At 44.5% G+C, this 13,321-nt stretch carries 12 protein-coding genes; 7 read left to right on the forward strand and 5 right to left on the reverse strand.

Translation table 11 applies throughout. The features are described 5' to 3' along the window. Positions 1-47 precede the first annotated feature (47 nt). The gene (locus RS24_RS07275; protein WP_021777558.1) at positions 48-2,336 is read left to right on the forward strand and encodes a TonB-dependent receptor; all 2,289 of its coding nucleotides are present in this window, start codon (positions 48-50) and stop codon (positions 2,334-2,336) included. Positions 2,337-2,391: 55 nt separating this feature from the next. Here RS24_RS07275 and RS24_RS09790 read toward each other — a convergent pair whose 3' ends face one another. The 3 genes from RS24_RS09790 to RS24_RS07290 form a co-directional block, all read right to left on the reverse strand. Further along, complete coding sequence (locus RS24_RS09790) at positions 2,392-3,456, reverse strand: HupE/UreJ family protein (RefSeq protein ID WP_157833794.1); 1,065 nt, start codon at positions 3,454-3,456, stop codon at positions 2,392-2,394. 2 nt (positions 3,457-3,458) lie between these two features. Continuing rightward, positions 3,459-4,304: a peptidyl-prolyl cis-trans isomerase gene (locus tag RS24_RS07285; RefSeq protein ID WP_021777560.1), complete on the reverse strand. Its 846-nt coding sequence runs from the start codon at positions 4,302-4,304 to the stop codon at positions 3,459-3,461. An 81-nt stretch (positions 4,305-4,385) separates the two neighbouring features. Then, entirely contained in the window at positions 4,386-6,326 is a 1,941-nt protein-coding gene (locus RS24_RS07290) for a DUF3604 domain-containing protein (protein WP_021777561.1), read from the reverse strand. A gap of 123 nt (positions 6,327-6,449) precedes the next feature. Here RS24_RS07290 and RS24_RS07295 point away from each other — a divergent pair, with 123 nt between their 5' ends. Continuing rightward, positions 6,450-7,460, forward strand: a complete 1,011-nt coding sequence (locus tag RS24_RS07295) for an NADP-dependent oxidoreductase (protein WP_021777562.1) — start codon at positions 6,450-6,452, stop codon at positions 7,458-7,460. A gap of 20 nt (positions 7,461-7,480) precedes the next feature. Continuing rightward, positions 7,481-7,933, forward strand: a complete 453-nt coding sequence (locus tag RS24_RS07300; protein WP_021777563.1) for a MaoC/PaaZ C-terminal domain-containing protein — start codon at positions 7,481-7,483, stop codon at positions 7,931-7,933. A gap of 9 nt (positions 7,934-7,942) precedes the next feature. Here the strand turns inward: RS24_RS07300 and RS24_RS07305 are convergent, their stop codons facing one another. Beyond that, positions 7,943-8,842, reverse strand: a complete 900-nt coding sequence (locus RS24_RS07305) for a crotonase/enoyl-CoA hydratase family protein (RefSeq protein ID WP_021777564.1) — start codon at positions 8,840-8,842, stop codon at positions 7,943-7,945. A gap of 187 nt (positions 8,843-9,029) precedes the next feature. Here RS24_RS07305 and RS24_RS07310 point away from each other — a divergent pair, with 187 nt between their 5' ends. The 4 genes from RS24_RS07310 (at position 9,030) to RS24_RS09880 (ending at position 12,641) form a co-directional block, all read left to right on the forward strand. Further along, positions 9,030-11,087 carry a DUF3604 domain-containing protein gene (locus RS24_RS07310; RefSeq protein ID WP_021777565.1) on the forward strand — a complete coding sequence of 686 codons (2,058 nt, stop codon included), beginning with the start codon at positions 9,030-9,032 and terminating at the stop codon, positions 11,085-11,087. 32 nt (positions 11,088-11,119) lie between these two features. Beyond that, positions 11,120-11,872, forward strand: coding sequence for an SDR family NAD(P)-dependent oxidoreductase (locus RS24_RS07315; RefSeq protein ID WP_021777566.1), 753 nt, complete (start codon positions 11,120-11,122; stop codon positions 11,870-11,872). 37 nt (positions 11,873-11,909) lie between these two features. Further along, positions 11,910-12,323, forward strand: coding sequence for a VOC family protein (locus tag RS24_RS07320; protein WP_021777567.1), 414 nt, complete (start codon positions 11,910-11,912; stop codon positions 12,321-12,323). A 129-nt stretch (positions 12,324-12,452) separates the two neighbouring features. Next, complete coding sequence (locus RS24_RS09880) at positions 12,453-12,641, forward strand: (2Fe-2S)-binding protein (RefSeq protein ID WP_081696249.1); 189 nt, start codon at positions 12,453-12,455, stop codon at positions 12,639-12,641. A 19-nt stretch (positions 12,642-12,660) separates the two neighbouring features. Here RS24_RS09880 and bfr read toward each other — a convergent pair whose 3' ends face one another. Further along, positions 12,661-13,137 (reverse strand): bacterioferritin, encoded by a 477-nt coding sequence (gene bfr, locus RS24_RS07325; protein ID WP_021777568.1) that lies wholly within the window; start codon positions 13,135-13,137, stop codon positions 12,661-12,663. Positions 13,138-13,321: the final 184 nt, after the last annotated feature.

Raw genomic sequence — 13,321 nt, forward strand, 5'->3', positions numbered from 1 at the left:
TTTCATACTCAAGAAACTGACTGAATGTTAATTAGGAGGGTGAAATTATGCAATTCACTAAGAAACTGCCAAATTACTTGGCAGGGATAGTGACTGGTTTGTTTGTTTTGTCATTTGTTGGCACTCAATACGACCTGTCAATCGTCTCCAAGGCGCAAGCCCAGGCGACAGATGAAATTATCGTTACTGCCCGTAAGCGGTCAGAGTCTATTCAAGATGTTCCAGTTGCAGTATCGGCACTGAGTGCAGCACAACTCGAAAAAGGCAATATCCCAATGACGCAAGATTTGGGTAAGCTTACTCCAAACGTTGTGCTTCATGACATGGCATATGCTGGTGCGGGTCTTTCAGCTTCAATTCGTGGCCTTAACTACGATGACACTGAAAAATCAAATGATCCTGCAGTGGGTGTAACTATTGACGGTGTGTTTGCTGCCAATAATGGTGGTGTGAACCTCGACTTGTTTGATGTTGAGTCAATCGAAGTTCTTCGTGGTCCACAGGGAACACTTTACGGTCGTAACACTATCGGTGGTGTTATTAACATCAAACGTTCAAAGCCCACCAGGGAACTTGGAGCAAAATTCCAAGTTGGAGTTGAAGAAGACAACACACAAGATTTACAAGCGGTGGTTAATTTTCCAATTGGTGACAGAGCTGGCTTGAAAGTTGCTGTCAGAGATCTTACTGCAGACAACTGGATGTATAATGTCACCAACCAGAGAACGGACAAAGATTTCAAGGACGTCCAATCTCACTCAATTAGACTTGAAGCTGATATTACTGACAATATTACAATTGACTTGATCTATGACGACATTGATGACCAGTCTCAAAGAAACAATTTGGCAATTACATCTAATACTCAGCCATTTACCTTCTGCACTGGTATCCCGGTTGCAACTCCTCCGATACCAGCTGACGCATTAAAATGTGCAAGCGCCTCTGCGGATCTCTCAAGAGCAAATGATTATTCGACAACATATGATTTGATTCCTCAATTCATGACATATGAAACTGAAAATCTAACCATGAACCTTGAAATTGATCTTGGGAATCACACTTTGAAGTCGATTACTGGTGACCAGGACTCTGAGGAGCTTTTTACAATTGTTTCTTGGGGTTCACCAACTCCAGTATTCCCAGTAACACGCGAAATCTCATTTGATCAAACGTCTCAGGAGTTCCAGCTTTTATCTGATTATGATGGCCCATTAAATTATGTTTTAGGTTATTACTATCTCGATGCGACTTTCGACCAAAAGTCAGGGCCTGTACAGAACTTTGTTTCTGGTCAAGAACTAGAGGCTACAGCCATTTTTGGTGAAGTTTCTTATGACATCAGTGATGAGTGGACCGCTACTTTGGGCCTAAGGTACACAGAGGAAGAAAAAGATTTCTTTGTTAGAAATTTTGCACCTCTTGCCCAAGGTGTTGCTGACGCAACTGCTTTCCAGCGAACCGGCGCGACACCTGCCGGTGGTTTTCGTAATGCTGTGGATCAAATTTATGAGGATGACTATATCCAACACAGATTTATCATTGAAAGAAACTTCGACACCGGTATGGCATACGCATCCATTTCTAATGGCTTTAGAAGTGGTGGTATCTTTGCTCGTTGTACTGATCCAGTTACATGCGCACCATTTGGTACTGAAGAAGTAATTAACTACGAAGCTGGCCTCCGATTAGAACCATCCGATGCTCTGGTATTTAATGTCACTGCATTTATGGCAGATTATAAAGACAAGCAAGAGCAGGTTACTACTAATGGGCTAGTTTGTGGTAACCCTGCAGAAGCGACTTGTACTTTTAGTCTTAACGCGGCTGAAGTGTCAATTTCTGGTCTAGAACTAGAAAGTCGTTACTATCCAAGTGAAAGTTTAAGCCTAAATGCCACTATTGGTATCTTGGACGCTGACTATGACTCATATGATGATGGTGGGGTAGATATCTCTGATATTGCTAAGCTTAGAATGGCTCCTGAAGTGACGTTCAACCTTGGGTTCGACTATGACGTCAGCCTCCCAGGTGGTGACTTGACTCTTTCAGGTAGCTTTAACGGTCGTGATTCTTATTGGGGTCAGGCGAATTGGAAAACTTTCAACTTTGCACAAGGGCCAAACATTGAGGTAGATTCATACGAGTCACTTGATTTGTCAGCTTCATTCCGAACTGAAACCTCAAATGGTAACCAAATCAAAGTTATTATCTTTGGTAATGATATCCTGGAAGAAGGTGGGCGTATTGCTCGTCCATTTGACGCCGGTGCATTCGCATTTGCTGCCCCTGCTAAGAGACAGCATTTTGGTATGAAAATTGGATATGAATTCTAAACCATAGGTTTAAACAAGTTAGAAACCCCCGCCTTTGGCGGGGGTTTTTTTATGCCTAAAATTGCATGCTGCGTTCTACAAACCAGAAACACGCAACAAAGCCGATTGTGTAAAATATAAATTTGTAACCCATGTTCATACAGAAGTTATATGCAGAGCCATTAAATTTCTGGGCTGCATAAACGAGCAGAATCACTGGTATAACAAATACAATTTGCCCGGCCTCAACTCCCAAATTAAAAAAAAGCAAAGCCGCAACCAGCCCGTCCTCAGGAAACCCAATACTGATAAGTTCATTTGCAAAGCCCAAACCGTGCACCAGTCCGAAAAATAGAGAAATCAAAACTGGGTAGCTTCGCGCCAGGGTTTTTCTTTCGGTTTGCAACAACTCGACACAAACCAGAATAATGCTCAATGAAATAAGTGTTTCGACATAAATGACTGGCAGAGTAAGAAAATTCAATGACGCCGCCGCCAATGTGAAACTATGGCCAATCGTGAAGCCGGTTACTGCCAAAAATATTTGCCCAGGCATGGTCGTTAACGCCATAAGACAAATGAGAAATAAAAGATGGTCCCAACCCTTTAAAATGTGACTGAAGCCAAGCTCAAGATAAGCCTTCGCCATGAGAGATGAGGAGTTGGATGACGGTGCCAGCGACTGTGGGATCGCCCAGGAAAGCTCATCCGGTTTAAGCAGGAACATGGCTGTGTTTTCATCGCCCTCCAAATTATTTTTATGCAAGCGCACAAAACTTGAGAGTGATGGATTGCCCAATGGATATGTCAACGTCAACATAGGCGCTAAATTCGGCGTGTTACCTGAACAAAGAAAATCGGCCCCGCCATAATAAGCCTCGCCCGTAAAGCGCTCCGGATAGGTGCGTATTAAATTACAGGCAGTTGCAAAGTTAATTATCGGATGCTTACGCGGAGATAAGGAGCCGGGAATTTTCCATTCGAGCCTCAACTCACCTGGGCGGGAATCATCTTGATAAATATCAATCAATACCGGACGCGGATCATGCGCCGCTGCAGGCGAGATAAGAGATGCACCTAAAGCCTGAAACAGGCCTACACTAAGCATAATAAAAAAAGCAAGCTGTATATGCCGAGACATCATCAGTCGTAAATAACAGTGTATTTTTTTCGCAAGCGATCGGCATGAGCCTGACGTGCCGCCTTGTTTAACGAAAGCTTCAAATCAAAAAGCGCCTTCGTCCTGACATCTGCCAGCATTGGTATTTTGGCATCGGTTTTATTAACCACACGCACAAGATGATACCCGTGGCGCGACGCAAATGGCCCTTGCCACTCTAAACCGGATGAAAGGCCAAACACAGAAGAGGCAAAATTTTCTCCAAAATGTGCGGCAATATCTTCTTGTGACTTGCGCTGGTAAGATTTGTGATAGATGAATCGATCCCCCTGCTCCGCAATTGCCAGAGAATTTTCATTATTGAGGGCTGACAAAACTTCTTGAGCTTTTTCTCTTGCCTCAGGAACAAAATAAATATGCGTAAAACTTATCTCGGCAGGGAGGCGATAATTCTCTTTATGCGTCTCATACCAATCGGGCAATAATGCCTCGGCTTTTTTGAGTATGTCTCTCTGTGTGTCAGCCAAAAATTCTAGTTTCTGAATTAAGCGCTGGCGAATGATGAAATCGCCCTCGTCCAACCCCATCCGGCGCGCTTCCCGCACCAATACTTCCGCGCGTATAAAGTCTTCTGTGAGCGCGTTGCGTTCATCGGTAGACATGACTTCCAGCTTGTTGGCAATAGCAGGTAAGCCAAAACTCTGACTTTTGTATTGATAAAATTCTTTCAAGCGCGCCTCTGAAACAATAATCTCATTCTCTGGTATAGGTTTTTGAGCCAGAAAAATCACATACAGAGCCGCTGAAAAAAGAATAAAAATAAATAGAGGTTCGCGCATAAAGCGCGGCACATCACGCTTGATTTGCATTGTGGAACTCACACATAAAACAGCCAGCTTTAAGAAAGATTACTTAGGGTAGTCTTCAGCTCCCCATAATTCAACACACGGTCATTCGGCAATTGGCGTATACCAGATTGGCGATGAATATACTCTTTCTTGAATAGCAACTGGAACATCATCAGGCACATCAAGATTAAACCTTTGAGCATCATAAGTTGTCCAACGCGGTGTTGGTATTTCAAGAACACGGACATAGTAAAAAGCCCTCAAAGATTTGTCAAAAGATGGGTCTGTCCAGACTGTTGCCAGATTTTCCGAACCGATTGTATTTGTATAAGAAGCCTCAGAGACATTAACAGTTGACCCAACAGGCTGCAGTGCACCAGATTTTGGATCCACTTCACGGCCATCTGACCAAGCAACATCATAGACTTGCTCTTTCAATTCACCGTTAGCATCCAACCAACCCTTCACGACCTGCACCCTATCAAGATTAGCTCCATCGGGGTCTTTAGATGCAGTTATCATAAACCGAGGGGCAGCCTCTTTATCATTTGCAATAAATAGGTCACCGCCCATTGGAACGCCTTTTTTATAGCCAAGCGTTGCATAATCTGGTTGTTCTAAATCAGTCTCATCAAAATCCCAGCCGCCGAAGAAACGCAAAACTATGCGTGGGCCAGTTGTCGCGTATACTTCCTTACGTTTGATAGCATCAAAAATCGCTTCGCGAGAGTTTTCCTCTGCCCAAACAGCTGCATAACCAGCCGCAGTGAGCAACCTGTTGTTCCAAAGCATACCACCCATTTTACTCTCTAGGCGCTCTGGTGTCGGCTCGGAATCAACAAATTTACCATAATAATTGTCACTGTCAGCTGTAGCCATAACTGTATGAGAATCCGTACTCCCAATCATGCCAAATTTAAACGGGTTCACACCCAACTTCTCCTCCAGCGCAAGGCCTGTTTTAAGTGCGGGGCGCGCATAGCTTCCAGTATACGCCACAACCTTTTTGTCTTTAGGAATCACATTTGAGTTGATATCTGTTTCATCCCATCTCTCAAAATCAGCAAAAGGGTCATTTGGTGAAACTAGAGGGTGAGTTTCGGAGTCACCCTTCACCTGTGTCATTTCAAGAACTGGCTCCCATCTGATACGAGTGTTGGCGTATTGCGTGTCAAGTGCTGCACCTGAAACACGCTCTCTAGAATACATCCGACCCTCTGACAAATTACTGTTATGTGGGATTGCGAGCACCTCACCGCCTGTTTTCTTTTCATATTCCTCTAAACGTTCCCAAAGGTACTCAGGGTCGTTATTTTCAGTTGATGAAACTGGAATAGCGCCAAGTGTTTTTTCTGCACCATCTCTAAAAATAACCACACGGTGCATATTGTCGCCGTCTATCATTGAAGTCCACTCATATCCGGAAAAGGCTGAAAATTTACCAGGGTCATTGTGCCTTTCTGCGGTCTCAACCATTTCAGCCCATACGCCTTTAAAGAAAGCCTCATCCGGATACTCAATTTTTGGTTTAGAGTCTGAGGACGATGTATCAGCATCAAATGAGCCTACCCATTCTTGAATAATACTTTGTAGATCATCATCGTCGAGCCAATTTTTCCAACGCTTACCTAATTCGGTTTTTTCAATGCCATGCTTTTGGTCCATGATACTTGCAATAACCCCCAAAAATTCTGCATGGTCAGACACCAACAAAAAATCGAGAGGTTTTTTTAATTGCGCGATGTCGCCCGTATGCGCTTCAACGGGCTCTCCCTTTGCAAACTTAAATGCGTCATCCGCGGTCATCATCCGATTGCCAAACGAAAATGAGTCCATTGATAATCTTGAGTGAACATGCAGGTCACCCCAATATACTCCATCAGGTGATGACCCTGACGTTAACCGCTCATTTGAAAGAGAAGAAACGCCACCATTATCTTTTTTTTGAGTTTCTTGCTGGTCACCGCAACCAATCAAAATGACACTCAGAAAAAAGACAAAAATAAGAGTTAGGCCGTGGCGACCAAAGTGAGACATTGTCATATTATTACCCTCCATTTAATGGTTATTTTAACCATTAAAAAACTTTTTTAATCCTATCGAAAAAGCTTGTTTTAATCATCTATCCTATTGATAAGGTCATAGAGAATTTTTGGGGGGTATGGCATGAAAAATCGCAGCATTATTCTAGCGAAACGACCTATAGGCAATCCTAAGTCCGATGACTTCGCTTTGCACGAGGGAGAGTTGCCGGATATTCAAGACAATGAAATTCTTGTCAAAAATTTTGCCATTTCTCTTGATGCTGGATTTCGCAATTGGATGAATGAAGACGCTGGCGATGAAATTCTCCCCGCCATGCCTTTGGGTGAGCCTGTAATGGGGCTTTCGCTTTGTGAAGTAATTGAAACAAAAAACTCAGAATATGCAGTCGGTGATAAATTAATGGCCCGTTTTGCGTGGCAGGAATACTCAATCGGCAAGCCAGGAGATTTTATTGCCAAACTGCCCAGAGACCTATCCTTCCCATATAGTTATTATCTTGGAGTTCTTGGTGATACCGGTATGTCTGCTTACTTCGCGCTCACTGAAATTGCGCCTCCTAAAGAAGGACAAACTGTTCTCATAAGTGCGGCAGGTGGGGCGGTAGGGTCTATTGCCGGGCAAATCGCTAAAATTTATGGCGCTCGTACTGTTGGTATTTCTAGTAGCCCTGAAAAATGTAACTTTCTTATCAATGACCTTGGCTATGATGCAGCCGTAAACCGCAAAGCGCCAGAGGGTCAAGCAGAAGCGATTAAGGCGGTCTGCCCTGACGGGGTTGATGTTTTTCTTGATAATGTCGGTGGTGAAACGTTACAAGCCGCCATCACAAATATGAACCATCGCGGTAGGATTGTAATGATTGGCGCTGTGACGCATTACACATCTGAAGGCCCGCCCACTGCTCCAAATAATTTGTTTGAGCTATCTTCTAAAGAAATCACAGCACAAGGTTTAATGACGCATTTCAGGCATGACAAATATGACACCGTCCGCCAGCAACTTGAAACATGGCTCTCCGAAGGCAAGCTTAAAAGCTTTGAGCACAAACTTAACGGTATCGAAAATGTTGGAGTGGCTTTTTGCCAAATGTTTGATGGCAAAAATTTCGGTAAGACAGTTGTGGATCTATAGAATTCTCATGGTCAGTTAAAATGGAAAATATGCGCTGCTATGAGGATATTGAGGTTGGTGAATATCTAGCCTCTTCTGAATTGGTTGTTGACGGTGAAGACATGATTGCCTTTGCCAAAAATTATGACCCGCAATGGTTTCATTTAGAAGTTCAAGATTCTAATTCCATGCGATTTGGCGAGGTCATTGCCAGTGGTATTTATGTTGCCGCATTATGGCGCAAACTTGATCATGAGATAAATGGCGATGTTGACTATATTTGTGGTGTCTGTTGGGAAAAAGCTGAGTGGAAGCTTGCCGTCCGAGCAGGAGACACACTCCGCGCCACAAGTGAGGTGGTTGAAAAAAGGCCTTCATCCTCTGACCCTACGCGAGGTGTCATTACCTATATATGCAGACTTGAAAAACCCTGCAGCACAACAGTCTTCGAATTCCGAAGCATCGCCCTGATAAATCGCCGACCGGATAACTAAAAATCAAGGTTAGCCATAGTCCGGCTCATCCCACCACGGATAAAATTCCGGCATATGTTCGCTAGGCTTATCAGTATACACGGCAGCGCGCTTTTCTAGGAAAGAGTCAATCCCTTCCTTGGCATCACGCTGCTGTCCCTGCGCATAAACCGCACGGCTGTCAATTTTATGTGCTTCCATCGGGTGGTCTGCCCCCAGCATTTTCCACATCATCTGACGCGTGAGCGCAATTGAAACTTGAGCGGTTTCTTGTGTAAAGGAGCGTGCAATTTCCTTTGCACGATTAAGTAGCTGTTCTTGCGGTACAACTTCGTTAACCAAACCGCCATCGAGGGCTTCTTGTGCTAGAAAAACATCACCCTTATAGCACCACTCAAGCGCTTTTGATATGCCAACCAATCTTGGCAGAAACCAAGACGAACACCCTTCCGGCACGATGCCCCGCCTACTGAAGACAAAGCCGAACCGAGCATTATCTGATGCTATTCGAATGTCCATCGGCAGGGTCATTGTGACACCGACGCCAACAGCAACGCCATTTATCGCGCAGATATATGGCTTTACTGAATTATAAACTTTTAGATTAAATAAACCTGCCGTATCTCTAATGCCAGGGTGCCCCCAATTTATGGTGCCGTCATCATTGTTGAGGCCATCTGTGTCTTCTATCAGTGCAGACTGAAATGTATCCACACCGCTGGACAAATCTGCCCCCGCGCAAAATGCCCGCTCTCCCGAACCAGTGACGACCACTGCCCGAACGTCATCATTTGCGTCGGCCTTTTCGACCATATCGACTAACTCCTTAGTCATAGTCATTGTCCAGGCATTCATGGCCTCTGGACGGTGAAGCGTCACAGTCAAAATTCCATCATTATCCAAATCAGTTAAAATATGCTCGTAGCTCACGCGACACCCTCCCCCGCTAAACATCAACTCAATATCTACATACTAGCATAGATGCAGATGTTAACAATTTTAAGAGTCCTTAAAAAAACTTGTTTAGAACAGGCCATATTAATGGTTAAATTTTGTTAACTTTACTCAGTCCATAATGAATGCGACGAGTATGAGGTGAGGGGTATCGGGAGAGATTATGCTTAAAATCATAGGGCGTATCTTCGCAATCATAATAGCGCTACTTGTCTTGCTTTTTATAGCGTACAAAATTCTATCCAGCATTCCGGATTACGAGATTGACGCTAGTACGGTAATTATCCCACCACAATCAGCCAAATCCAAACCCGAAACATATGCCTTCGGATATGACCCGTTACCTGAATATACAGAGCCCATTAAGAATTGCGTCAATAACAACCGGCTGAAAAACCCCTATTATGGCGACCTTCATATCCATACAGCCTTGTCCGCAGATGCCTTTCCCGAAGGCACACGAACATTCCCTGATGCGGCTTATCGATTTGCCAAAGGCGAGGCGATAGACCTTCCGGACCCGCCGGCTGATGCACCGCAAAAATTTCAACTTTTACGGCCACTAGATTTCGCGGCTGTTACCGATCATGCAGAAGCACTGGGTGAGGGCTATATCTGCCGCAATCCCGGCGCTTTTGCCGGGCATGATAGCCGCGCATGTGATACTTTTCGTGGCGGTGGCTTTGAGGGCGTTCGTGTATTTAATCAGATTAATGCCGATTTAACTCCCGAAAGACGCGAAGCTGTTTGCGGGGCTGGCAATAAAGATTGTATCGCGGCAGATAAAATTGTCTGGCAACAGATTATTCAGGCAGCAGAAACAGCCAACGACAAAACTGAGGCCTGTCGCTTTTCATCTTTTGTTGGTCTAGAATACACACGAAGTCCTGACGCCAAGCATACCCACCGTAATCTGATTTTCCGGAATACAAACGTGCCGGATCTCCCGCCGTCACACCATATGTTCCCATTCCCTTATCAACTTTTTGATCATCTTGAGGAGGCGTGTAGGAGCGGTCGTGATACCTGTGACGTCATTGTTATTCCGCATAACGCAAATATCTCAGGGGGAAATATGTTTAACCCTCGTGAAATTGAAAATATGTCTGACACTTCCCGCTACGCTGCCTATGCGCTCAGAAGAAGCTATGAAAGGCTCTATGAGATTGCCCAGCACAAAGGGTTTTCGGAGTGTCTAAACAGGGTAACGGATATTCTTGGAGACGTTGACGAGCTCTGTGATATTGAAAAACGCCGCGAATTTGGCAATCAAGAACTTGATTTTGCGCTAAATAGGCTCGTCCCTAAAATCGGTATGACAAACACGCCAGAATGCAACGAAGATCATCGTGACCCTAAAACAGGTTTCTATTATGGCGGCTGCCTGTCAAGCCGAGATTTTGCGCGCGGCGCTCTTCTTGAAGGCATCCGAGTAAAAAATAAACATGGCGTGAACCCATATGAATTCGGATTTATCGCCAGCACTGATACACATATATCCACCTCTGGCAGCACAGAAGAGGCGCGCTGGCCAGGGCATAAAAAGACTGAGCTTGGCCTTTCTGGACGTTTCAGCACTGCGGATGTTGGGCACACGGATGCTATTCGAACAAATCCAGGCGGTTTGGCAGGTGTCTGGGCGGTTGAAAATTCCCGCGACGCCCTGTTTCACTCTATGAAGCGGCGCGAAACGTTTGGCACTTCTGGCTCGCGCATCGCACCGCGTTTTTTTGCCGGACGGTATGATGAAAATATATGTAGCCAATCCGACTGGCTCGATCAGGCATATGCAAACGGCACACCTATGGGCGCCCATTTGCCGCCGCAAGACGCACCCTTTAACTTTATACTCGAAGCCAAAGCTGACCCAATGTCTAAACCGCTAGAGCGCCTACAGCTTGTAAAAGGCTGGGTTGATGCATCGGGACAAAAACATAACCGCGTCATTGATGTAATGACCGCCAAAACCCCAGATGGTGCAAACAGATTGTGCACCGTATTTTCAGACCCGAATTATATGCCCAACACAGACAGCTATTATTACCTTCGTGTTGTTGAACAAATGTCACCGCGTTGGCACAAAACTTACTGCGATAGTTTGCCCAGTAATGTACGGGAAGAAAAATGTAAGAACCTACCTGTTAGGGATTACATTCACGAAATGGCATGGACATCGCCTATATGGTTTTCACCCCATCACAAAATAATCTCAGTTAAATAGAGCTTCAAGAACTCGACAAATATGGAGAAATTATGAATAGGTTTAAAGGAAAAAAGGTTTTAGTTACAGGAGCGGCATCCGGCATTGGGCAAGCAACAGCTATTCGCTTCGCCGCAGAAGGGGCTCATGTCATTATCGCTGATGTTAATGAGGCCGGTCTTCAGGCGACAGCTGAACTCATGGCGCAAGCACCAACAGTCAAACCCTATAATGCCCTCGACAATGCCTCTTCTCAGAGACTTGTAAATGAGTCTGCTGAAGGCGGGCTTGATGTTGTTTGCAATATTTCAGGTACATTTGGGTGGGGGCCTTCAGAGAATTTCTCCCTCGACGAATTTGAACGAATTATGCAAATAAACACGACAAGTGTTTTTGCGATTTGTCAGGCCGCGCTACCACATCTTGAAAAGACAAAAGGCACGATTATCAATACGGCCTCGACTGCGGCACTACAGGGCATTGCTTATACGATTGCATATTCAGCATCCAAACACGCCGTCGCCGCAATCACCAAAGGTCTTGCTCTGGAATATGGCGCAAAGGGCGTGCGCGTTAATGGGATTTGCCCTGGTCACGTGGACACACCTATGGCAGCCCAAATACAGGAAAATATCCCAGATGGCGATATTGATTTTAATTTGATTATGCGAAACGCGCCTAAGCTTCTCGACGGCACGTGTCAGCCATCAGATATTGCCAGCCTATTCGCCTATCTTGCCAGTCAGGAAGCCAGCAAAGTCACAGGGTCACTCTTCACTATGGATGGCGGGCAACTTGCAGGTTAATAATATAATTATTGCTTAATACATTTAGGGGGGAGTGATGAAAATCCTTAGACTTCATAGAGTGGAATATTTCGTTAATGATGTTGAAGAAGCCGAGGCTAACTTCTCAAAACTGCTTAATACAAAATTTATCGACCACAGAGAGCAAACGCGCCCATTTGGCTCTCTGTCACTAATGAATATTGACCTTGGCACGGAATTGGTTGCGCCGGTTCCTGGCGGTGTGCTGGATCCAGTTCTAGCGGCAAATGGTCAGGGCATTTTGACTATTGTGTATGAAGTGGAAGATATTAACGAAACCCGAGACTATCTTCTTGAGAATGGTTTCGAGATTTTGAACGACGCTGTTATTCCCGTGGCTGGCGGAGAGGTGTATCACCAGATTTCACTGACTGCCAGCGAGCAGACGGCCAATATAGTGATTACCTATCTACAAATAACACAAGGTTAAAAGCGCTTTCAAAATTCCAAAGACAAATATACCTGCACGTGGTTATGCACATATTTAAACCGCAAACATAAAAAAATGCTTGCTGTCATTAAGTGTTTTTGATAATCATTAGCAACTAATGGAGCTACTATGTACATCTGTGTTTGCAACGCCTTAACTGATAAACAAGTCGAAACCGCCATCACCAGCGGGTGCAGACGACCTGATGACATTTACTCCCAATGCGGCACAAAGCCCCAATGCGGGCGATGTGCAGAACGGATGTTAGAGTTGCTGGAATCGACTGACGCCCCGGTCTCGGCTGCCGCACACGCTTAAAACCGAAACTTCAAAATATTTACGCCTCAGTACCAATCTGTTCTTGCAGGTAGTTTTGGATGCCGGTTTTTTTAATCAAGCCCTGCTGTGTTTCAATCCAATCAATATGCTCTTCCGTGTCGTCTAGGATATTCTGAAAAATTTCACGCGTCACATAATCACGTTCGTTTTCACACAAAAGAATAGCTTCTTTGAGACAACCTTGATTAAGCATTTCGACGGAAAGGTCGGCAGAAAATATTTCCTCAACATTCTGTCCAATCTTTAACAGCCCCAGATCTTGCAGATTTGGCAATCCTTCAAGCATAAGAACGCGACCAATTATCATATCTGCATGCTTCATTTCGCCAATACTTTCGTGATAAATCTTATCACCCAGAACATTAAAGCCCCAATCCTTGAGCATGCGCGCATGTAAGAAGTACTGATTAATTGCTGTCAGCTCATTTTTTAAAATAGTATTGAGGTGCTTAATTACCTCTTGACTGCCCTTCATAATGCTTTCCTTTTCAGAACATAGATTTAAATTATACTTATATATATAATCCTTATTCGCAAAAAGGAAAGAAAAAATTGTTTAAAAACAATGGCTTGCAACTGATAAGCATTACTATTCGCAACTAGATCTACGTTGCCCATACATTTGGCTCAGAACGAAAAAACACGCCCCGGTAAAAAGG

This window comes from Candidatus Micropelagos thuwalensis, assembly GCF_000469155.1.
Lineage (GTDB): Bacteria > Pseudomonadota > Alphaproteobacteria > RS24 > RS24 > Micropelagius > Micropelagius thuwalensis.